This window comes from Rhodococcus sp. NPDC080181, from assembly GCF_040702225.1.
Classification (GTDB): domain Bacteria; phylum Actinomycetota; class Actinomycetes; order Mycobacteriales; family Mycobacteriaceae; genus Rhodococcoides; species Rhodococcoides fascians.
The window spans coordinates 298,503-320,842 of the sequence record NZ_JBFBKN010000004.1; the positions used below are offsets into that span (position 1 = coordinate 298,503).

General features: G+C 65.2%; 21 protein-coding genes. 15 read left to right on the forward strand and 6 right to left on the reverse strand.

The genetic code is table 11. The features are described from left to right. Positions 1-6: 6 nt before the first annotated feature. The 8 genes from AB0O58_RS07255 to AB0O58_RS07290 all read left to right on the forward strand — a co-directional run bounded on the left by AB0O58_RS07255 (position 7) and on the right by AB0O58_RS07290 (position 8,568). Entirely contained in the window at positions 7-921 is a 915-nt protein-coding gene (locus AB0O58_RS07255; RefSeq protein ID WP_032373863.1) for a DUF2520 domain-containing protein, read from the forward strand. Beyond that, positions 918-1,826: a pantoate--beta-alanine ligase gene (gene panC / locus AB0O58_RS07260; protein ID WP_032373864.1), complete on the forward strand. Its 909-nt coding sequence runs from the start codon at positions 918-920 to the stop codon at positions 1,824-1,826. The genes AB0O58_RS07255 and panC overlap by 4 nt, the downstream gene beginning before the upstream one ends. 4 nt (positions 1,827-1,830) lie before the next feature. After that, positions 1,831-2,262, forward strand: coding sequence for an aspartate 1-decarboxylase (gene panD / locus AB0O58_RS07265; RefSeq protein WP_027494364.1), 432 nt, complete (start codon positions 1,831-1,833; stop codon positions 2,260-2,262). Between the two features lie 4 nt (positions 2,263-2,266). Then, entirely contained in the window at positions 2,267-3,067 is an 801-nt protein-coding gene (locus AB0O58_RS07270; protein WP_032373865.1) for a type III pantothenate kinase, read from the forward strand. A gap of 137 nt (positions 3,068-3,204) precedes the next feature. Continuing rightward, positions 3,205-3,774, forward strand: coding sequence for a cysteine dioxygenase family protein (locus tag AB0O58_RS07275; protein WP_366238070.1), 570 nt, complete (start codon positions 3,205-3,207; stop codon positions 3,772-3,774). Then, positions 3,771-4,193 (forward strand): rhodanese-like domain-containing protein, encoded by a 423-nt coding sequence (locus tag AB0O58_RS07280; RefSeq protein ID WP_032364474.1) that lies wholly within the window; start codon positions 3,771-3,773, stop codon positions 4,191-4,193. The genes AB0O58_RS07275 and AB0O58_RS07280 overlap by 4 nt, the downstream gene beginning before the upstream one ends. Positions 4,194-4,229: 36 nt before the next feature. Continuing rightward, positions 4,230-5,753 (forward strand): lysine--tRNA ligase, encoded by a 1,524-nt coding sequence (gene lysS / locus AB0O58_RS07285; RefSeq protein ID WP_283316410.1) that lies wholly within the window; start codon positions 4,230-4,232, stop codon positions 5,751-5,753. A gap of 274 nt (positions 5,754-6,027) precedes the next feature. After that, a complete protein-coding gene (locus tag AB0O58_RS07290) occupies positions 6,028-8,568 on the forward strand; it encodes an ATP-dependent Clp protease ATP-binding subunit (protein ID WP_032364473.1) in 2,541 nt (846 codons plus the stop codon). A gap of 184 nt (positions 8,569-8,752) precedes the next feature. Here the strand turns inward: AB0O58_RS07290 and AB0O58_RS07295 are convergent, their stop codons facing one another. Further along, entirely contained in the window at positions 8,753-10,078 is a 1,326-nt protein-coding gene (locus tag AB0O58_RS07295) for a serine hydrolase domain-containing protein (protein WP_366238071.1), read from the reverse strand. A gap of 99 nt (positions 10,079-10,177) precedes the next feature. Beyond that, positions 10,178-11,377: a lipase family protein gene (locus AB0O58_RS07300; RefSeq protein ID WP_366238072.1), complete on the reverse strand. Its 1,200-nt coding sequence runs from the start codon at positions 11,375-11,377 to the stop codon at positions 10,178-10,180. A 94-nt stretch (positions 11,378-11,471) separates the two neighbouring features. Between AB0O58_RS07300 and AB0O58_RS07305 the strand changes: the two genes are divergently transcribed. After that, the gene (locus tag AB0O58_RS07305; protein ID WP_032364911.1) at positions 11,472-11,909 is read left to right on the forward strand and encodes an OsmC family protein; all 438 of its coding nucleotides are present in this window, start codon (positions 11,472-11,474) and stop codon (positions 11,907-11,909) included. Between the two features lie 173 nt (positions 11,910-12,082). Next, the gene (locus tag AB0O58_RS07310; protein WP_155288676.1) at positions 12,083-14,377 is read left to right on the forward strand and encodes a bifunctional diguanylate cyclase/phosphodiesterase; all 2,295 of its coding nucleotides are present in this window, start codon (positions 12,083-12,085) and stop codon (positions 14,375-14,377) included. A gap of 16 nt (positions 14,378-14,393) precedes the next feature. Here AB0O58_RS07310 and AB0O58_RS07315 read toward each other — a convergent pair whose 3' ends face one another. Further along, positions 14,394-14,705: an antibiotic biosynthesis monooxygenase gene (locus AB0O58_RS07315; protein WP_027494354.1), complete on the reverse strand. Its 312-nt coding sequence runs from the start codon at positions 14,703-14,705 to the stop codon at positions 14,394-14,396. A gap of 36 nt (positions 14,706-14,741) precedes the next feature. Between AB0O58_RS07315 and AB0O58_RS07320 the strand changes: the two genes are divergently transcribed. Next, entirely contained in the window at positions 14,742-15,518 is a 777-nt protein-coding gene (locus tag AB0O58_RS07320) for an alpha/beta hydrolase (protein ID WP_366238073.1), read from the forward strand. Further along, complete coding sequence (locus AB0O58_RS07325) at positions 15,485-16,294, forward strand: alpha/beta hydrolase (protein ID WP_032400277.1); 810 nt, start codon at positions 15,485-15,487, stop codon at positions 16,292-16,294. Before AB0O58_RS07320 ends, AB0O58_RS07325 begins: the two co-directional genes overlap by 34 nt. Here the strand turns inward: AB0O58_RS07325 and AB0O58_RS07330 are convergent. Continuing rightward, positions 16,291-17,175 carry an A/G-specific adenine glycosylase gene (locus AB0O58_RS07330; RefSeq protein ID WP_032400297.1) on the reverse strand — a complete coding sequence of 295 codons (885 nt, stop codon included), beginning with the start codon at positions 17,173-17,175 and terminating at the stop codon, positions 16,291-16,293. The genes AB0O58_RS07325 and AB0O58_RS07330 overlap by 4 nt on opposite strands. Before the next feature lie 121 nt (positions 17,176-17,296). Here AB0O58_RS07330 and AB0O58_RS07335 point away from each other — a divergent pair, with 121 nt between their 5' ends. The 3 genes from AB0O58_RS07335 (at position 17,297) to AB0O58_RS07345 (ending at position 19,644) form a co-directional block, all read left to right on the forward strand. After that, positions 17,297-17,923, forward strand: coding sequence for a carbonic anhydrase (locus tag AB0O58_RS07335; protein WP_027494350.1), 627 nt, complete (start codon positions 17,297-17,299; stop codon positions 17,921-17,923). An 89-nt stretch (positions 17,924-18,012) separates the two neighbouring features. Beyond that, complete coding sequence (locus AB0O58_RS07340; protein WP_027494349.1) at positions 18,013-18,759, forward strand: hypothetical protein; 747 nt, start codon at positions 18,013-18,015, stop codon at positions 18,757-18,759. 15 nt (positions 18,760-18,774) lie between these two features. After that, positions 18,775-19,644, forward strand: coding sequence for a hypothetical protein (locus tag AB0O58_RS07345; protein WP_366238074.1), 870 nt, complete (start codon positions 18,775-18,777; stop codon positions 19,642-19,644). Positions 19,645-19,691: 47 nt separating this feature from the next. Here AB0O58_RS07345 and disA read toward each other — a convergent pair whose 3' ends face one another. Together disA and radA are read right to left on the reverse strand one after the other, a co-directional pair. Beyond that, entirely contained in the window at positions 19,692-20,777 is a 1,086-nt protein-coding gene (gene disA / locus AB0O58_RS07350) for a DNA integrity scanning diadenylate cyclase DisA (protein WP_027494347.1), read from the reverse strand. A 128-nt stretch (positions 20,778-20,905) separates the two neighbouring features. Further along, positions 20,906-22,303: a DNA repair protein RadA gene (gene radA, locus AB0O58_RS07355; protein ID WP_366238075.1), complete on the reverse strand. Its 1,398-nt coding sequence runs from the start codon at positions 22,301-22,303 to the stop codon at positions 20,906-20,908. Positions 22,304-22,340: the final 37 nt, after the last annotated feature.

Here is a 22,340-nt window from a genome sequence, read left to right on the forward strand (position 1 = left end):
ATTTCGGTGACCTCATCAGGGTTCACTGGTGGTCTGTCTCCGGCTCGCTTGACCGTGGGTGTCGTCTCCGCCGGTCGGGTCGGTACGGCATTCGGTGAGGCGCTCGAACGCGTCGGACACGTTGTCGTCGGTGCCGCCGCGGTATCGGACGCATCCATCGCGCGAGTACGTGATCGATTGCCCGAGTCGCAGATTCTGCCTGTCGACGAGGTTGCCCGTCGCGCCGAACTGCTGATTCTGGCGGTACCGGATTACGAACTGGCCTCGATCGTCGCCGGTCTCGCCGCGACCGGGGCGGTCGCGCCGGGCAAGTTGGTGGCGCACACCTCCGGCGCGAACGGCGTCGCGGTACTGGAGCCGCTGGCTGCCCTTGGCGCGGTTCCGTTGGCAATACATCCGGCCATGACATTCAGCGGCGGACCCGAGGACACCGACCGGATGACGGCCGCGTGCTTCGGCATCACCGCGGGCGACGAGATCGGTTATGCGGTAGCCCAAGCCCTCGTCCTCGAGATCGGTGGCGAGCCGGTGCACGTGCCCGAGAGCAACCGGGCGCTCTACCACGCGGCGTTGGCTCACGGCAGCAATCACCTCGTGACGTTGGTCGTCGACGCGGTCGAGGCACTGCGAGTTGCGTTGGCCGGTCCGGGTTTTCCTGGATCCGATGCCGAACGTGGTGTGCCCGAGCGCGTTCTGGCTCCGCTGCTCGAAACTGCACTGGACAATGCGCTGCGCAACGGACAATCCGCACTGACCGGCCCGGTGGCCCGAGGCGATACCGCGGCTGTGGGCAAACACCTCGAAGTGCTCGAGGCCGTCGATCCACGGATCGCCGCCGGTTACCGTGCGCTGTCGCTGCGGTCCGCCCAACGTATCGGTGCCGCAGCCGATCTGATCGAGATTCTGGAAGGGAAGCGATGACCCTCGCGGGCAGCTACACGAAGGGACAGTTGACGGTTCACCACGATCCCGCGGTGATCACGTCGGTGTCCAAGGCCCTACGTGGCGTCGGCAAGCAGGTCGCTCTGGTGCCGACCATGGGCGCATTGCATGCCGGCCACCTGCAGTTGGTGCGCCAGGCGAAGCTCACCGGCGCGGTCGTGATCGCGTCGATTTTCGTCAATCCACTGCAGTTCGGCGTGGGGGAGGACCTCGACGCCTATCCGCGGACCCTCGACGCCGATGTCGAACTGCTCCGCGGCGAGGGCGTGGAATTGGTATTCGCGCCGTCCGCGTCCGACATGTACCCGTCCGGGCCGCGCACCACGGTCCATCCCGGTCCGCTCGGTAGTGAACTCGACGGTGTCAGCAGACCAACGCATTTCGCGGGAATGCTCACCGTCGTGGCGAAGCTGCTGCAGATAGCCGCTCCGCATCGGGCGTACTTCGGGGAGAAGGACTACCAGCAGCTGACGTTGATCCGGCAGATGGTGCGAGACCTGAACTTCGACGTCGCGGTCATCGGAGTCCCGACGGTTCGCGAGCAGGACGGTCTGGCGCTGTCCTCGCGCAACAGGTATCTCGATGCAGAACAGCGTGACGCTGCAATGGCGTTGTCCGCTGCACTCGTGGCCGGGGCGCACGCCGCTGCCGGTGGTCCGGAGGCGATCATCGCCACCGCGCGTGCCGTACTCGACCAGGTGCCGTTGGTCCAGGTCGACTACCTCGAAGTGCGCGACCCGCATCTCGGCCCGGCTCCCGAACGTGGGGACGGCAGACTGCTCGTGGCGGCCAAGGTGGGTACCACGAGATTGATCGACAACGTCGGTGTCGCCGTCGGCACCGGTTTCTTGGAGTACCCGGACGATCCGAAAAGTGGAGAGTGACACGATGTTTCGTACCATGATGAAGTCCAAGATCCATCGCGCCACCGTCACGCACGCGGACCTGCACTACGTGGGCTCGGTGACCGTCGATCAGGAACTGATGGAAGCAGCCGATCTGCTCGAAGGCGAGCAGGTCACCATCGTCGACATCGACAACGGTGCGCGGCTGGAGACCTACGTGATCACCGGTGAGCGGGGCAGTGGTGTGATCGGAATCAATGGGGCCGCAGCGCATCTGGTGAACCCGGGTGACCTGGTCATCCTGATCGCCTACGGGGTCATGAACGAGCAGGAGGTTGCCGACTACGCACCCCGGGTGGTGTTCGTCGACGACAAGAACCGGCCGGTCGAGCTCGGCAGCGACCCGGCTCATGCGCCCGCCGGTTCGGGTCTGATCACGCCGCGCGATCTGCGGGCCGACTCCGTGCTGGTCTGACTCGATGCTTCTCGCAATCGATGTACGCAACACCAGCACGGTGGTCGGGCTCTTCACCGGCACCGGGGATCACTCGAAACTGCTGCGCGATTGGCGTATTCGCACCGATCCCCATGTGACGGCCGACGAGCTGGCGTTCATGTTGCGGGGGTTGTTGGGCGAACAGGCCGAGCAGATCACCGGGGTGACGGCTCTGTCCACGGTGCCGTCCGTGCTGCGCGAGATGCGGACGATGCTCGTGCGCTACTGGGATCACGTGGTGCACGTGGTGGTCGAACCCGGTGTGCGGACCGGGGTTCCGCTGCTGGTCGACAATCCCAAAGAGGTCGGGGCCGATCGCATCGTCAATACCCTTGCCGCACATGATCTGTACGACTCGGCGTGCATCGTGGTGGATTTCGGCACCACCACGTGTGTCGACGTCGTCTCGGCCAAGGGCGAGTTCCTCGGCGGAGCGATCGCGCCCGGTCTCGAAATTTCGGCCTCGGCCATGTCGACTCGCACCGCGACGCTGCGTGAGGTCGAGATGGTGCGGCCGCGATCGGTGCTGGGAAAGAACACCGTCGAGTGCATCCAGGCGGGCACCATCTTCGGTTTCGCCGGCCTGGTGGACGGGCTCGTCGGACGCATCAGACGTGAGGTGCCGGAGGTCAAAGGCACCGACGTCGCGGTCATCGGTACCGGAGACATCGCTGCGCTGATCCTGCCCGAGTCGACGACCATCGAGCATCACGAACCCGACCTGACGCTGGAGGGTCTGCGACTGGTCTACGAACGAAACATGGCAAAGCGACGGCCACGCTGAATGTTTCGGTGAAGCGGGGTAGCGCGTCGGGCGTTCGTGTGTCAGAATCGTCGGCGTGATGACGTGCATGGCCACCCAGGAGTGTTGTCGAGGCTGACCGCTGCCTCGTTCGTTACACACCCCTGGAGTAGAGCTTCATGCTTTCCACACCTGTATTTTCTGCACCCACCCGACCCCGTTCGACCTCGCGGTCGGTCTCGACATCGCCGACTCGGCTGCGTCCTCCCGACCTGCTTCGGATCACCGATCAGGGCGCATCGGACGTCCTCGAGGGTCGCTTCGACCACCTGCTTCCCGGCGGTGGACAGTGGCCTACCGACGAGCGTTGGGCCACTCGCCTGCACTCCGACGACGATCTCGACGTCTGGTTGATCAGCTGGGTTCCCGAGCGATCCACCGAACTGCACGATCACGCCGGATCGCTCGGTGCATTGACCGTCCTGAGTGGTTCTTTGCTCGAATACCGTTGGGCGGGAACCGAATTGAAGCAGCGTCGGCTCGAGGCGGGTGACCAGGCGTCGTTCCCTCTGGGTTGGGTGCACGACGTGATGCGCAGTCCGTCCTCCGCCACGCCCGGTCCCACCCTCAGCGTGCACGCCTACTCGCCGCCGTTGACGGCGATGTCGTACTACGAAGTGACCGAACGGGCCACGCTGCGTCGCACCCGTAGCGAGCTCACCGACGAACCCGAGAAGGCGACTCGATGACCATCGTCGAAATGCTCGAATCCGCACGCGAGACCATCGACCGCATGACAGTCTTCGAGCTCCGTGACGCCGTCGACCGCGGCGCGGTCGTTGTCGACATTCGGCCGCAGGCGCAGCGAGCCGTCGAAGGAACTCTGCCGGGCGCGCTGGCCATCGAACGCAACGTTCTCGAATGGCGTCTCGATCCCACCAGCGATGCGCGGCTGGCGATCGCCACCGACCACGACGTCGAGTGGATCGTCATCTGCTCCGAGGGGTACACCTCCTCGCTCGCGGCCGCGTCGCTCAAGCTGCTGGGTCTGCACAAGGCCACCGATCTGGTCGGCGGCTATCAGGCCCTCAAATCGGCCGGGCTGCTCGGAGTATTGACGCAGGCCAAGCACTGCGTTCGTGAAGCAGAGGCCGTCGCAGCGCACTGATCGTCCTGACAGTCCTGGACTGTAAAGTGTCTGCGCGTGAGTGATACAGCTTCTACCCAGCCGGCCGACGACACCCCGGAGCAGCTACGGATTCGTCGCGCCAAGCGCGCTTCGTTGCTCGAGCGCGGGGTCGAGGCGTACCCGGTGTCGGTTCCGCGGACCCATTCGCTGCTCGAGATCCGCACCCAGTTCCCCGAGCTCGACGCCGACACGACAACCGGCCTGATCGTCGGGGTCGTCGGGCGCGTCATCTTCGTCCGCAACACCGGCAAGCTGTGCTTCGCCACGCTGCAGGAGGGCGACGGTACCCAACTCCAAGCCATGATCAGCTTGGCAGGCGTCGGGGAGGACGCCCTCGCAGCCTGGAAGTCCGATGTCGATCTCGGTGACTTCGTGTTCGTGCACGGCGAGGTCATCAGTTCTCGTCGCGGTGAGCTCTCGGTGATGGCAGATGCGTGGCAGATCGCGTCGAAGTCGTTGCGGCCGTTGCCCGTCGCGCACAAGGAACTCAGCGAAGAGACGCGTATCAGGCAGCGGTACCTGGATCTGATCACGCGTCCGGAGGCCCGAGAGACCGCCCGCAAGCGCATCGCCGTCGTTCGTGAACTTCGTAACGCACTCGAGCGACGCGGCTTCCTCGAAGTCGAGACCCCGATGCTGCAGACGCTGCACGGCGGTGCGGCGGCCCGTCCGTTCGTCACCCACTCCAATGCGATGGACACCGATCTGTTCCTGCGTATCGCGCCGGAGCTGTTCCTCAAGCGCTGCGTCGTCGGCGGCATCGAGAAGGTCTTCGAGATCAACCGCAACTTCCGTAACGAAGGTGCGGACTCCTCGCACTCGCCGGAGTTCGCGATGCTCGAGACCTACGAGGCCTACGGCACGTACGACGATTCGGCGAAGATGACGCGGGAACTCGTCCAGGAAGTGGCCATGGCCGCGCTGGGATCCACCGTCGTCACGCTTCCCGACGGCACCACCTACGACCTCGGCGGCGAATGGACGACGCTCGAGATGTACCCGTCGTTGTCGGAGTCGCTCGGATTCGACGTCACCCCCGATACCACCGTCGACGAGCTGCTCGCGATCGCCGACAAGGTGGGCGTCGAGGTGCCGCGCAAGGACGGCGTCCCGATCTACGGCCACGGCAAGCTCGTCGAGGAACTGTGGGAACACCAGGTGGGCGACGCGTTGACCGAACCGACGTTCGTTCGTGATTTCCCCGTCGAGACGTCGCCGCTGACGCGTCAGCACCGCAGCAAGCCGGGCGTCACCGAGAAGTGGGACCTGTACGTTCGCGGATTCGAGCTGGCGACCGGCTACTCGGAGCTGGTCGACCCGATCATCCAACGCGAGCGTTTCGAGGACCAGGCGCGTCAGGCCGCAGCAGGCGACGACGAGGCGATGGTGCTCGACGAGGACTTCCTGGCCGCCATGGAACAGGGCATGCCGCCGACCACCGGAACCGGCATGGGAATCGACCGTCTGCTGATGGCGTTGACCGGGCTCGGCATCCGCGAAACGATCCTGTTTCCGATCGTCAAGCCCTCCCAGGCCTGATCGGGAGGTAAAGCGCTGTTCGCCAGCAGCGGACATCGAATGGGAAACGTTTTGCATAGTGCCTGCGTTATGAACAGTAAGCAGGCACGGCAGTCCGAATCAGTGGGCGGTTGCGCAGCATTTCAGGGGTGGAGGGTCGGCGTTCGTAACGTCGGCCAACTACAGTGAGAACCAGTCTTACCTTCAAATGCACAAGCGACCTCAGCGTATGGACACTGCGGCGCTAGAAGAACTGGTGGGCGAGCTACCACCCACCAAGAAGTGAGGGAGAGCGATGTTCGAGAGGTTCACCGATCGCGCGCGGCGTGTTGTCGTCCTGGCTCAAGAAGAAGCCCGGATGCTCAACCACAACTACATCGGCACGGAGCACATTCTGCTCGGCCTCATTCACGAGGGCGAAGGCGTCGCCGCCAAGTCTCTCGAGTCGCTGGGCATCTCCCTCGAAGGAGTACGCAGCCAGGTCGAGGAGATCATCGGCCAGGGCCAGCAGGCTCCGTCCGGTCACATCCCGTTCACCCCGCGCGCCAAGAAAGTACTCGAGCTCAGTCTGCGTGAAGCACTGCAGCTCGGCCACAACTACATCGGCACCGAGCACATCCTGCTCGGCCTGATCCGCGAAGGCGAAGGCGTCGCAGCTCAGGTTCTGGTCAAGCTCGGAGCCGACCTCAACCGGGTACGCCAGCAGGTCATCCAGCTGCTGTCCGGATACCAGGGCAAGGAGCCGTCCGAGAGCGGCAGTGGCCGCGGCGAGGCGGGTACCCCGTCCACGTCACTGGTCCTCGATCAGTTCGGTCGCAACCTCACCCAGGCCGCGCTCGAAGGCAAGCTCGACCCGGTCATCGGTCGCGCGAAGGAAATCGAGCGCGTCATGCAGGTGCTGTCGCGTCGTACCAAGAACAACCCTGTTCTCATCGGTGAGCCCGGTGTCGGTAAGACCGCAGTCGTCGAAGGCCTGGCTCAGGCCATCGTCAACGGCGAGGTTCCCGAGACACTCAAGGACAAGCAGCTCTACACCCTCGACCTCGGCTCGCTCGTGGCCGGCAGCCGTTACCGCGGTGACTTCGAGGAGCGCCTGAAGAAGGTGCTCAAAGAGATCAACACCCGCGGCGACATCATCCTGTTCATCGACGAGCTGCACACACTCGTCGGCGCAGGTGCAGCCGAAGGTGCCATCGACGCAGCGTCGATCCTCAAGCCGAAGTTGGCTCGTGGCGAACTGCAGACCATCGGTGCCACCACTCTCGACGAGTACCGCAAGTACATCGAGAAGGACGCCGCACTCGAGCGTCGTTTCCAGCCCGTCCAGGTCGGCGAGCCGACCGTCGAGCACACCATCGAGATCCTCAAGGGTCTGCGCGATCGCTACGAGGCACACCACCGCGTCTCGATCACCGACGGTGCACTCGTCGCTGCCGCCACTCTGGCCGACCGGTACATCAACGATCGGTTCTTGCCCGACAAGGCAATCGACCTCATCGACGAGGCGGGCGCGCGGATGCGCATCCGTCGGATGACCGCGCCGCCAGACCTGCGTGAGTTCGACGACAAGATCGCCGACGCACGCCGGGAGAAGGAATCGGCCATCGACGCACAGGACTTCGAGAAGGCTGCGAACCTGCGCGACAAGGAGAAGACCCTCGTCGGCCAGCGCGCCGAGCGGGAGAAGCAGTGGCGCTCCGGTGACCTCGACGTCATCGCCGAGGTCGACGACGAGCAGATCGCCGAGGTCCTCGGAAACTGGACCGGCATCCCCGTCTTCAAGCTCACCGAGGAAGAGACCACTCGTCTGCTCCGCATGGAGGACGAGCTGCACAAGCGGATCATCGGTCAGGTCGAGGCAGTCAAGGCCGTCTCGAAGGCGATTCGTCGTACCCGTGCAGGTCTGAAGGATCCCAAGCGCCCGTCGGGCTCGTTCATCTTCGCCGGCCCGTCCGGTGTCGGTAAGACCGAGCTGTCGAAGGCTCTCGCGAACTTCCTGTTCGGCGAGGACGACGCGCTGATCCAGATCGACATGGGCGAGTTCCACGACCGCTTCACCGCGTCGCGTCTGTTCGGTGCTCCTCCCGGATACGTCGGCTACGAAGAGGGTGGCCAGCTCACCGAGAAGGTCCGCCGCAAGCCGTTCTCCGTCGTCCTTTTCGACGAGATCGAGAAGGCCCACTCGGAGATCTACAACACGCTGCTTCAGGTCCTGGAAGACGGTCGCCTGACCGACGGACAGGGACGCACGGTCGACTTCAAGAACACCGTGCTCATCTTCACCTCGAACCTCGGTACCGCAGACATCTCGAAGGCTGTCGGTCTCGGCTTCTCCTCGGGTGAAGGAACCGGCTCGAACTACGAGCGCATGAAGCTCAAGGTCAACGACGAGCTGAAGAAGCATTTCCGCCCCGAGTTCCTGAACCGTATCGACGACATCGTCGTGTTCCACCAGCTCACCCGAGACGAGATCATCCAGATGGTCGATCTCATGCTCAACCGAGTCGAAGGTGCGCTCAAGAACAAGGACATGGCGATCGAGGTCACCGAGAAGGCCAAGTCGTTGCTGGCCAAGCGCGGATTCGACCCCGTACTGGGTGCACGGCCACTGCGTCGCACCATCCAGCGCGAGATCGAGGACGCGTTGTCGGAGAAGATCCTCTTCGGCGAGATCGAAGCCGGCCAGATCATCCTGGTCGACGTCGAGAACTGGGACGGCGAAGGAGCAGGCGAGGACGCGAAGTTCACGTTCCGCGGTGAGAAGAAAGCCATCATCGTCCCCGACGAGGTTCCGGTCGACCTGGCCAAGGCCGCCGGAGACAGCGACAGCGAGTAAGTTTCACAGCTCCACACAACGGGCGATCCTCTTCGGAGGGTCGCCCGTTGTCGTATGCCCACCCCGCCCGCCAGGCCCGCCACCCCCACCCCCGTTCGCGTCAATGGACCCCTGCAGCGCTCAGACGCATGCAATGGTTCATTCACGCAGATCAGCTCCGCGGGTGAATGGGCCGTTGCACCGTTCAGACGTGTGCAGGGGTCCATTGACGGAGGGTGCGAACAGCGAGAGCAACGGCGATGACAACAAGTTCCGACAGCACGAGCCAGAACAGCACTGTCACGTCGGGAGCCCAGCGGCCCAGGGTTGAGATGGGTACACCGGTGAGCGTCGGTGTCGCGAAGTACAGCACTCCTCCGGCAGCGACGGCGATGAGGACGTGCGCAGGTGCCCACCGGCCGGGCGCGGTTTGCAGGCGAAGCAGAATGCGGATCGCGCACACGGCGAGCGGCACGGCGACAGCGGTCGAGCCGATCAACAGCATCGCGTACAGGCCCGGGCCGGTGCTGCGGGGCTCGTCGAATCCGAGTCGAGTGAGAACCAGTGCGCGGGCCGCCGAGGCCAACTGTTCGGCTTCGAGTTCGCCGTATCGGTTGGTCGCGAACACTACGGCCATGTGGCGGTCCGGGATGAGCGCGACGTGGGTGAAGTAGCCGGGAACGGCCCCCGAGTGCCAGCGCATCTCGGTACCGTCGGGCAGGGTTTCGACGTACCAGCCGAATCCATAGGACAGTCCCGACCCCGTGGGCACCGCATCTCGACCGGTCGACGCCACAGTGGTGAGTTGGCTCGATGCGTAGCGTGAGAGTTCGTCGATGGATCCGGCGAGGTAGCCGTAGCCCAACCCGGCGTTGTCGATTCCGGTTTCGATGCGTCGAGGGAAGGTGAAGAACGGGACGTGACCGGGTGGCACTGCTTCGCTGGTGTGCACACCGGTTTCACGGGCGACGACGTCGGCGAACGGTTCGTCGGTGATTCTCTCGACGATTGCTTGCAGCAGTAGATAGTCGAGGCTGGAGTAGCGGAACGAACCCGGGTCGTCGGGTGTGAGCCGCAGGGTGGGCACCACGTCGAGGGCTCGTTCTGTTCTTCCCCACACGTCCAACGCGGTGACGTCGTGGGGTAGCCCGCCGGTGTGGTGGATCAGGTCTGCAACGGTGACGTCGGCCGAGATGATCGAATTCGATTCGGGCAGAACGTCTTCGACGAGATCGGTCAGGTCGAGACGGTGCTGGGCCACGAGCGCCTGCACCGTTGCTGCCGTCACCGATTTCGATACCGAACCCCACACGAAGGGTGTGCCGTCGTCGATCGGGGAACCGTTTCCGTCCATCCCGACCGCCACGTCCTCGGTGACCTCGCCTTCGGAGACGACGCGAAGCGCCACTCCGGGCAGACCCAACACGTCGGCGACGCGCTCGACGTCCGACCGGGCGTCGGTGTCGGGTGGAACAGGAGAGATCGAGGTAAGGATGGCTGCCACGGTCAACAGGGTGTGCACGATGCGCATGAATGGGCGTCCCTCGGTCGGCGAACTGCGTTGCCGCACGAGTGAATCAAGGAACTCCCCGCGATCGCCTCGGTGAAGACCCTGATTTCGGTGCTGAGATCAGGCGTCGCTTTCGTGAACGAGGTCCGCGATCCAGGGCAATATGTCGGCGTATGCGGCCAGGGCTCCGGGTGCATGGTTCGCGCCGGTCATCGGGACGACCGGAAAGTCGTATTCGCGGTAGGTGACGTCGGCACCGAGTTCCCGCCAGCGTTCGAGCAGAGTGCGGGACTGCTCGATCGGCACGACGTCGTCCGCGATGCCGTGCGACAGATAGACCGGCATGCTCGGTGCGATTCGGCCGACGGTGTTCGCGTCGATCACGTCGAAGATTCCGGGGTCGTTCAGGTGTGCGGTGAGTGGGCGTCCGTCGCGGGTCAGAGTCCTTGTGTCGATAGCGTCGTTCGCTGCACGGTCGGTGCTGCACCAGTTCTGCGCGGCGTCGAGCACCGCGGTGCCGTCGGCGTCGAACACGCTTCGGATCTCGTCGGCACGTTCGGGGTAGGCGTTGATCATGCCGTCGACCGCGAACAGCACGGCGCTGCCGAGTGTGGTGCCGTCGAGGGGCTCGATGTTGAGCGTCGGATCTGCCGGTGGCGCACCGACATAGGCGCCGACGATGTTGAGCTCGGGGGCATACCCATTGGCGAGTTCGGCCGCCGAGGCCGAGGCGAACCCACCCTCCGAGTACCCGTACAGCACCACCGGCGCGTCATCGTCGGCGGTTCTCGCTACGTCGAGCAACGCATGTGCCGAGGCCAGGCGGTTCAGATACGTGTGCCCGCCCGGAGTGCCGAGTCCCTGGTAGTCGGTCGCTACGACGCGATAGCCGGCCAGCAGTAGCGGCAGGATGGCGGGGGACGAGCCGATTGTGCCGAGAACCGCCGATCCGGCGCAGCGATCGGCCATCCCGGATGTGCCGGGCGCGTAGGCGATCACCGGTCGCGGTCCGGGACCGGGCCACGGCGCGGTGGGGGTCATCGTGTACCCGGAGACGGTCATGGGTTCGCCGTGCGTATCTGTGGAGGTGTACAGGATTCGTTCGATGTCGAAGCCGAGTCCGAAACCTTTGGGCGAGTTCATCGGTCGTACTCGCACCACATCGCCGGGCGAATGTCCCGTCGATTCCACCGGCAGGTCGTAGAAGTCCGACAGGGGATCGGCGACGACGGGTGCCGACAGCGTGACACCCCAGACGAGCGCCGCCGCCACGATCATCGCTGTTCGCCGCAGGCAACTGGTGGCTCGCTCGTTCGTCATCTCGAGATCTCCGCACTCGATGGCCCGGTCACCCCGCCGACGTTAGCCTGAGTATCGGCCCTATGAAGGGTCGACGACGAAAGGACTCGGTTCGATGCCAACACGTACCTCACGCACCGCATGGAATGGAACTCTCGAAGAAGGTTCCGGGCAAGTGGAGCTGTCCAGTTCGGGTGCAGCGACGTTCGACGTGTCGTTTCCCAAGCGTGCCGCCGAGAACGCCGACGGCACCACCAGCCCGGAGGAACTGATCGCAGCGGCTCATTCGAGCTGTTACGCGATGCAATTGTCGGCGCTGATCGCCGAAGCAGGCGGTACTCCGCAGAGTCTCGAAGTCACCGCTGATGTCTCGCTCGGTCCGGATCAGCCCGGTTTCAAGCTCACCGGTATCAAATTGACCGTCCGCGGCGAGGTGGACGGTCTCGACGCCGACGGGTTTGCGAAGGCGGCGCAGGCAGCGAAAGAGACCTGCCCGGTCAGCAAGGCTCTCACCGGTGTCGAGATCACGCTGGACGCCGCGCTCGAAGGCTGATCGAACGGATCACCCGATGTGAGACTGGCGAACAGTCGTCAGGTTTGAAATAGTTCGTGAATCGACCCATCCACGGATGGTTCGGTGCCGAATCGAGGTCAAGCATCGGGTTAGATCGGCTGTTGCATACCTTCGGGGAATGTAACGACCAGCCTAGGAAGGATGTGCCCACCATGTTGTGGACGCGCTTCCTAGGCCTGGGTGCCCTCGCAATCGCGGCCTACGTTGCAGCCCCGCTTGGATTACCCCGCGACATCGTCTACTCAATCGTGGTCCTGGCCACAGTGTCGGCATTCGTGTATCGGTTGCTGCGCGAGAACGGACCGGACCGCCGAACGTGGAAGTACATGGCCCTCGGCGTCGCCTGCTGGGGTGTGGGCGACGGGCTGGTCGCCCTGATGCAATACGGGGGCGGCCGGGTCTCGACCTTCTCTGCTTCGGACGTGCTGTATCTGGCCGGGTACCTGATCATTGCTGTCGGATTCGCGCGTGCGGCCGACGAGAACGGGCTCGTCTTCGGTCTGGAAGAGCTGCTCGAATGTCTGGTGGTCGCGGTGGGTGTCGGTCTGGCCGCGTGGATGTTCGTCGTTCCCGGCGACTGGACGGGATCGCTGGGCTCGATGCTCTCGCTCTTGCCTGCGACCGTGTACCTGACCATCGACGCGTTTCTGCTGACTCTCATCGGCAGTCTCTATCTGTTGACGCGATCGACCGGTGTCTCGGTCGTGGCTGCCACCATCGGCACAGTGCTCCTGGCCGTGTCCGACTTCGCCACCTACTCTCGGCTCGACGATGTCGAGCCCTATCGCTCGCTGCTTCCGAACACGCTGTGGCTGGCCGCCTACGTGTGCTTCGGCGTCGTTGCGCTGTTCGTTCCGGAGCGGCCGGTCACACGCATCGAGCGTCCCAGTCCGTTCAGATTCGGGCGGGCACGATTCGTCGGTCTGGGCCTCGCGGTTGCCGTCACCCCGGTGGCCATGGCCGTGCAACTGGCTCGCGGAGTGCCCGTCGCGCAGTGGGGTTGGGTGATCGTGCTGTCCTCTGCTCTGGTCATCTCCTTGGTCGGCGGCAGGATGGCCTGCTTCCTCGGAACGCTGCGCAGCCAGGCTTCGGTGCTCGAGAACGTGGCACGAACGGACGCCGTCACCGGACTCGGCAATCGTCGCCTGCTCCGGGAGCGGCTCGACACGATGCTTGCCACGCGCGGCGAATCGGACGTCTTCACGCTCGTGGTCGACATCGACCGTTTCGCTCAGATCAACGAGACGTTCGGGTACAGCGTGGGCGACAGCGTGCTTCGCGAGATCGGCCATCGCCTCGTCGCCTCGGTGCGGTCCGACGATCTGGTGGGGCGGCTGGGAGGCGATCAGTTCGTCGTCGCGATGCGCCGGCTGCCGGGTAGAACCGACATTTTCGACATGGCTCATAGGCTCCAATTCGCCGTCAGCAGAACGATGTTCGTGCACGACATCAACGTCGCCCTGGACGCGGCGGTAGGGATAGCGGCGTTCGAGGAGTGTTCGGGGGCGTCCGAGACGAACGGCGTCGACGGCGAGGCGATGTTGCAGCGTGCTCATGTGGCCTTGACGTCAGCGAAGGCGGGCCATGCTCGCATCGGTCTGTACGAGCCCGACATGGACCGAAACCGACACGATCAGATGCGACTGCTGGGCGAGCTCGACACGGCTATTCGCGATCATCAGCTCCGCGTGTTCTTCCAGCCGTGCCTCGATCTCGAGTCGGGCAGTGTCGACCGGGTCGAGGCTCTGCTGCGGTGGCTGCACCCACGCGAGGGATTGATCGGGCCGTCGACGTTTCTTCCCGATGCCGAGCGCACCGGCATGTTGCCCGCCATCACCGCCCTGGTGCTCGACGAGGCACTCGCGCAGTGCAGCGCACTGAGGCGACGAGGTATCACTCTGTCCGTCTCGGTGAACCTTTCGGTTCGGAATCTTCTCGACGAGACACTCACCGAACAGGTCGCCGCGGCACTGGCGAAACACTCGGTACCGGCACACGCCCTGGAGTTCGAGGTCACCGAAACCACAGCCATGACCGACCCGGTGCGATCGGTGGCTGCGTTGACCTCGTTGCGCAGTCTGGGGGTGACTCTGGCCATCGACGATTACGGGACCGGATACAGCTCGCTGGCGTACCTGCAGACCCTGCCGGTGCAGACCCTCAAGATCGACCGTTCGTTCGTCTCGAAGATGAACTCCGACGACACCGACGCGTCCATCGTTCGCTCGACCATCGACCTGGCTCGCAGCCTGGGCGTGCGAATCATGGCCGAGGGCGTCGAGGATGCAGGCACCCTCGACGCCCTGCGTCGGCTGGGTTGCGATGCGGCACAGGGGTTCTACCTCGGGCGGCCGATGCCTGCCGAGCTGTTGTTCGACGCCGTGCACAAACTCGATTCCGAAACGCCCACCAGACTCGAGTGGGAGCTCGCCCGTCAGCCCATCTGACGGGCGAACTGCGCCGTCACGAGGTGGCGGGCACGTCCAGCACGACCTCGAACTCCAGCAGTGACGCACCCGACGCGACCGGCTTGCTCTCGCCGGAACCGGCATGCGCCTGCCGTGACGGTCCCCCGGACCAGGCCTGGAACGACTCCTCGTCCTCCCACTGGGTGACGACGAAATAGCGCGTCTCGCCCTTGACCGGGCGGAGCAATTGGAACCCGAGGAAACCGGGCGAACCGTCGACCGTTCCGGCACGCGCGGCGAAGCGCTTCTCGAGCTCGGGGCCTGCGCCCTCGGGTACGTCGATCGCGTTGATCTTCACAATGGCCATTCTCGGGAGACTACCCCGCCGATATGCTCGGCGGTGATGCTCTACGACGAGGGTGGATCCGGCCGTTCGATACTGCTGCTGCACGGGCTGATGGGTAGCGCGGCGACGTGGCGACGCCAGATTCCGTGGCTCCGAGAACTCGGGCGGGTGCACACCTACGACGCCCCGGGCCACCGTCGGCCTCCGCCGCCAGAACTGACGACCGAGGCGTTCGTGGACGACCTGATCGAGCACCTCGAAACGGTGGGTCCCAGTGTGCTGGTCGGTCATTCGATGGGAGCGCTGCACGGCTGGTGTGCGGCTGCGCGGCGACCCGATCTGGTCACCGCGCTCGTCGTCGAAGACATCGCGCCGGACTTTCGCGGTCGAACGGCGGACGGCTGGGCGGCGATGATCCGGGCGTGGCCGCAACCGTTCCCGGACGCCGACGCGGTACGCGCCTTCTTCGGAGATGTTGCCGGACAGTACTTTTTGGATTCGTTCGAGCTCAGCGACGACGGCTGGCGACTGCACGGTGACGTCGATACGTTCGAGGCCATTTCGCAGGAGTGGGGAACGCGGCACTTCTGGAACGAATGGGATGCCGTCCGTGCTCCGGTTCTGTTGATCGAAGGTGAGCGCACCGTCACGCCGGCCGGCCAGATGAGCCGAATGCACTCGGCCAAGCCCGGATCGGTGTACGTCCGAGTCGAGGGTGCGGCGCATCTCGTTCACGACGAAGCCCCGGAGCGGTATCGCGACGCCGTCGAGGGGTTCCTGCGCACACTAGGATCATCCGAATGCCGCTCGCACAGCTCAACGGAATCGACCTGAACTACGACGTCACCGGTGACGGACCGCTCGTGGTTCTGGTGATGGGAACGGGAAGCCCGGGCCGCGTCTGGCGAACCCATCAGGTTCCCGCGCTGGTGAAGAGCGGATATCGCGTGGTCACATTCGACAATCGCGGTATCGCACCGTCGTCCGAGTGTGCGCATGGAATGACGCTCGACGACCTGGTCGCAGACACCGCCGCCTTGATCGAACATCTCGGCGGCGGAAAGGTGCGCGTCGTCGGCACGTCGATGGGCGCACGCGTCACCCAGGAATTGGCGTTGGCGCGGCCGGATCTGGTGTCGCACGCAGTGATGATGGCCACCTACGGCAAAAACACCACGATGCGTCAGCAGTTGACGAAGGGCGAGAAAGATCTGTTCGACGCCGGAGTCGAACTTCCGGCCTCGTACCGGGCGGCGATGACTGCGATGCAGAACTTCTCGCCCAAGACTTTGGCCGACGAGGCAGCGATCGGCGACTGGCTGGCGGTGCTCGAATACTCCGGTGGCAAGAAGACGGCCGGCATGCGGGCGCAGATCGGCCTCGAAATGCGCGCCGGCACAGACAGATTGACAGCGTATCGCCGAATTTCGGCCAAGTCGCTCGTCGTCGGATTCGCCGACGACCGGCTCATCCCGGTTCAGCAGTGTCGTGAAGTGGCGTCGGCGATACCGGGCGCGCGCTACGTCGAAATCGCCGATACGGGCCACTTCGGCTACATCGAACGACCCGATGCGGTCAATGCGGCTCTGGTGGAGTTTCTGGCGTCCTAGCCGTCCGAACCCTCACCGGCCAGCGCGAACAAGCCCGATTCGGTCTGCTCGATCAAGCCGTCGGTCAACAGTGAGTCCAACGCGCGGTCACGCTGGGTGGGGTCGGTGGGCCAGACGATGTCGAGCTGAGCCCGCTCCACCGGGCCGGTGCTCTCCCGCAACACCGACATCAGTTTGCCGCGTACCTGTCGATCGGTTCCGGCGAACTTCTGCACCTTCTTCGCCGGGCCGGTGTGCGCAGGCCGCCCGGCCTCGATCCAGGCGCACTCGGGAAGTGGGCACAGCAGACATGCCGGATTCTTGGCGGTACAGATGAGCGCACCGAGCTCCATCAACGCCGCCGAGTATCGGGCTGCGCGGGGCACGCTCTTTGGAAGCATTTTTTCAACATCGGCCAAATCCCTTGTCGTCGAAGGATTTCCAGGCTCGGCGTTGCCGTGCAACGCACGCGCGACGACGCGTCGAACATTGGTGTCCACCACCGGAACTCGCTGACCGTAGGCGAAAGTCGCCACCGCCCTGGCCGTGTAGGCCCCGATGCCGGGCAGGCCGAGCAGGGTGTCGACGTCATGCGGAACCTCGTCACCGTAGTCCTCGGCGAGCACCCGAGAACACTCGTGCAGACGCAATGCGCGACGCGGGTATCCCAGCTTCCCCCACGCCCGCAGCACCTCGGCCTGCGACGACGCGGCCATCGCCGAGGGGACCGGCCACCGCTGCACCCACTGCTCCCAGATGGGAGCCACCCGCACGACGGGCGTCTGCTGCAGCATGATCTCGCTCATCAGGATCTGCCATGCGGTCACTCCCGGACGACGCCACGGCAGGTCGCGTCCGTCGGTATCGAACCATCCGAGCAGGGCCTCGGGATCGATCGGCAACTGTGCGCCCCTCTTCTCGTGTCTGTGACGGGTACCAACAGTAGTGAACCCGACTCGCCGGTAGCCCGCTGCGCGTGCACCCGACTCGCCGGTAACCCGCTGCGCGTGCACAATGAGAGCTATGCCTGCTTCGAATCCGATCGCTGCCTGGAAGTCACTCAAGGAAGGCAACCAACGGTTCGTCTCCGGAGAGGTCCTGCATCCGTCGCAGGGGATCGAGGACCGCGCCCGGCTCGAGAGCGCTCAGCACCCCGGGGCCATCCTGTTCGGCTGCGCCGACTCACGCGTTGCCGCCGAGATCATCTTCGATCAGGGCCTCGGCGACATGTTCGTCGTTCGCACCGCCGGCCACGTCGTCGATTCCGCCGTGCTGGGCTCCATCGAGTACGGCGTCGCGGTGCTCAATGCTCCGCTGATCGTCGTGCTCGGACACGACCACTGCGGTGCCGTCCAGGCGACCGTCGACGCACTCGAGAGCGGTGACGTGCCCGGCGGCTACATCCGCGACGTCGTCGAGCGCGTCACCCCGTCGGTGCTCTCGGCCCGACGCGACGGCCACGAAGCCGTCGACGAGTTCGAGGCGCGCCACGTCCAGGAAACCGGCAACCTGCTGATGCAGCGTTCGCGCATCGTCGCCGAGAAGGTCGAAGCCGGCGAGCTGGCGATCGTCGGACTCACGTACCAGCTGTCCAAGGGGCGTGCGCAGCTTCGCGAGGTCATCGGCGACATCGGCGAGCAGCCGGCCTGAACGGTCGAACAGCCCGAAAGCCCGTTCGCCGGTGCGACACGCCGCGTGGGCTCAGGGATAGCGTGGCTTCGGCCGCATACGGTTGATTCGTGTTGGAACCGACCGGGCCATTGCCTCCCGAAATCTACTGGCGACGCCGCGCACTCGCCATCGGTGCGGCCGTTGTCGTCCTCGGCTTGATCGTGTGGTTCATCGCCTCGCTCAGCGGTCGTTCCGACGACCCCGAGGCCGCTCCGGCCGGGGTCGCAGCTCCGGCGACCACGTCCGCCCTGCCGTCGCCCAGCTCGTCTGCCACGCCCGGTGGTTCGGGTGGCTCCGGTGGTTCGGGTGAGGGATCGGGCGGTTCCGGTGGGTCCGGTGGTTCGGGCGGCGGTACCGACTCCGCGGCCGGCGGTGGCACGACAGCAGCAACGACCAGTGGTGCGCCCGCTCCGGCGATCGCCAACCAGTGCCCGGATCAGTCCCTCGCGATCAAGGTGACGCCCGAGAAGGCCACCTATCGCCTCGGCGAAGAGCCCGTGTTCACCGTCGTGATCACCAACATCGGGTCAGCGGAGTGCCAGCGCGACGTCGGTGCCGGGTTGCAGCAGGCACTCGTCTACACGCTCGACAATCAGCGCATCTGGTCCAACATCGACTGCTTCCCGAACGCTGCGTCGGATCTGCGAACCTTCAAGCCCGGTGAGCAGGCCGGCTTCACGGTGAAGTGGTCGGGCACCAACTCGGTTCCCGGTTGCGGTGAAGAGCGCGTCCCGGTCGGCGTCGGTGCATACCAGGCCATCGCACAGCTCGGCGAGCTCAAGAGCGTGCCGGAACCGTTCAACATCACCGGCTGAGTACGGTCGAATCTCATGACCACCCCGACAGCGCTTGCCCGAGCGGCCTACACGACGCTCGAACCCTTCCATGTGATCGCGTACTTCAATCCCGAACTCGGATCTGCGTACGAGGACACCGGACTCGACGGTCATGCCTGGTACGCGGGCGCACGGGCCGCGCCGATGGGTCCGTGCGCGCCCAGCGTCGTCGCGGCTGCGTTCTACAACTTCAACCCGGTGTTGATCGAGCAGGTGTGGCCGGCCGCTGTGGCCGTCGGTCTGGATGCAGTGTCCGATCGTCGGTGGGCACTGCTCGACTCCGTCCTCGGCGCAGCATTGGGTTCCTTGGCCTCCGAGCCCGATCTCGCGACCATCGCGGAGCGATTGCGCAGCATCGGCGACGCGGCGTCCTTCGCCGGCCGTCCTCTCGCAGCAGCATGGCATTCCACCGAACGACCCGACGTGCCTCATCTCGCCCTGTGGCATTCGATCACCGTGCTGCGTGAATGGCGGGGCGACGGCCACCTCGCCGCGTTGATCGACGCGGAACTCGACCCCGCGGAAGCAGCGGTGTTCCACGAAGCCGTCCGCCCGACACCGCAGCCCGGACGCCGAGCACTCGGCAAGCGCATCACACAGCTGACGCGACAGTGGTCCGAGACCGAATGGGATTCGGCTGCAGAACGACTCGCCGTCCGGGGACTGCTCACCACTTCTGCCGAGGGGGAGACGTTGACCGAGGCCGGCACCGCTCTCGATCGGCACATCGAGGAGCGCACCGACGCCATGGCTTCGGCAGTGTGGAAGACCGTTCCGGATGCGGAGCAGCTGATCACGAGCGCACGGCCCTACGTGAAAGCCGTGATCGACGCTGGTTTCCTCCCGGGGACCAAGAAGCGGTAGGGGTTACCGGTTCTCCCAGGGGTCCCGGGTCTCGGTCGTAGCGCTTCCTAGTCGTAGGGCCCGGAGATCGAGGCCTCTGCCAAGCGCGACAGCCCCTCTCGAATGTGCCTGGCCCACAGGCCGCCGATGCCGTCGACCGACTGCAGATCGGCTGCGGTTGCGGCCAGCAGGCCCTGCAAAGTGCCGAATGCGCCCACGAGTCGGTGAATCTGGCTGAACTGCAACCGCGGCACTCGCGTCAGTACGCGATAACCGCGCGGACTCATCGGGGTGTCCAACGCTTCGATGGTCGCGGGATAACCGAATGCCCGGGACAGAGTCGTCAGGTCCAACAGGTCGACATCGGTCAGCTTGTCCAGAGCCGCGAGCGCTTTCTCCACGCCGGTGGTGCTCGACGGTTCGTTGCCGGCGAGATAGTCGCGCACGATCAGTTGACGGTCGATGTCGTTGTCGCCCAACAACTCTTCGAGCTGGAGAGCGAGCTGACGGCCGTCGGTGCCGAGTTCGAGGACGTTCTGCTCGATTTCCACCGACACCCGTCGCACCATCTCGAGGCGCTGGGCGACGGTCAACGCGTCGCGCAGGGTCACGAAATCTTCGATCTCCACGACCGAGAGCTGACGCGTGTTCTCGTCGAGCCGGGCCTTGTATCGCTCAAGCGTGGCGACGGCCTGATTGGCGCGCGAGAGGATGGTGGCTGAGCCCTCGACGACGTGCCTGATGCCGCTGATGTAGACACTGACGATGCTCATCGACTGGCTCACGGAGACAACGGGATACCCGGTCTGCATCGCTGTTCGCTCGGCCGCGCGGTGTCGGGTGCCGGATTCGACGGTAGGAATCTTGTGGTCGGGGACGAGCTGAACATTGGCCCGAACGATGCGCTGCCCGTCGGTCGAAAGCACCACTGCGCCATCCATTTTCGACAGCTCGCGCAGTCGTGTCGGCGCGAACTCGACATCGAGCTCGAACCCGCCGTCGCAGATGGCCTCGACCTCTTCGTCGTAGCCCAGGACGATCAATCCGCCGGTGCGGCCGCGCAGGATTCGTTCGAGACCGTCCCGCAGGGCGGTGCCCGGTGCCAGTCGAGCGATGGTCTCGCGTAACGCCGGGGACTGCGCGGCGCCTTCCATGGCCAACCCCCTCGTGTCGTAACGGCATGCGGCAGATCTGGAGCTCGTGCCCAACAAAGACTAACGCGCCGCCGAATGCGGGCCACGCCGTTGCACACGGGCAGCGCCGTAAAGGGTACCGCCCGGTGTCATACCGGCCGCATACGCGTGTACGTCAGGGCCTCGCCGACGTTGGTGACGGTTTTGACCTTGATGCCGGGCGGGATGGGGCCCGCGTCCTCGGGGACGATGGCGTAGTTGAACCCCAGTCTGGCTGCCTCGGCGAGGCGGCGCCCGAGCCCGGCGACGCGTCGTACCTCGCCGGCGAGCCCTACTTCCCCCAGAATCACCATTCCTGCGGGCAACGGTTGATCACGCACCGCCGACGCCACCGCAGCCGCCAGAGCCAAATCTGCGGACGGCTCACTCGTGCGCATCCCGCCGACCGTCGCGGCATAGACCTCGGCCTTGGACACCTTCACCCCGCACCGGCGTTCCAGGACGGCCAGAATCATCGCGACACGGGCGTGATCGAGTCCGCTGACCGCACGTCGCGGTGACGGCATGGCGGTGTCGACGATCAGTGCCTGCAGCTCGGCCAGCAGCGGTCGCTTGCCGTCCATCGTGACGGTGACGGCGGTCCCGGGGACGGCGTCGTTGCGGTGATGCAGGAACAGCCCGGACGGGTCACTGATGCCGACGATTCCGGTCTCCCGCAACTCGAAGCAGCCCACCTCGTCCGAGGCACCGAACCGGTTCTTGACGCCGCGAATCATGCGCAGCGTGGAGTGCTTGTCGCCCTCGAAGTTGAGGACCACGTCGACGAGGTGTTCGAGCGAGCGTGGGCCTGCCACCGCGCCTTCCTTCGTCACGTGCCCCACGAGCAGAACGGCGACTCCGGTGGTCTTGGCCAGAGTGGTCAACGCACTGGTGATGGCGCGGACCTGAGTGACACCGCCGATGACGCCGTCGACGTCGGCGGCGAGCATCGTCTGCACCGAATCGACGATCAGCATGCTGGGCTTGACCTGTTCGACGTGTCCGAACACGGTTGCCAGATCGGACTCGGCGGCGAGAAAGACGCGCTCGTGCACCGCGCCGGTACGGTCGGCTCGCAGCCGAACCTGCCCTGCGGATTCCTCGCCGGTGACATAGAGCGCGCGGCGATCGGGAGCCGAACGAGCCCACCGATGCACCACCTCGAGCAGCAGCGTCGACTTGCCGACGCCCGGCTCGCCGGCCAGCAGAACGACCGAACCGGGGACCAGACCGCCGCCGAGGACACGATCGAACTCGTCGATGCCGGTGGTGTTCGCCTGCGAGGTTGCGCTGCTGATGGTCGTCAGTGCAGCTGCGGGCGTCGTCGGGATCATGGCGCCGCCGCCCGAGCGGAGCGCCGATGCACCTGCGCGCGACGTGAGTGGTGCCGCGGTGGCCTGGACCTCGTCCATCGAGCCCCAGTCGCCGCATTCGGGACACCGACCGACCCACTTGGAGACCGAATGATGACACGCGGAGCAGCGGTAGCTCGACTTCAGTTTGACCACGTCGGAAGCCTAACGATCGGCACCGACAGGTCCGGTG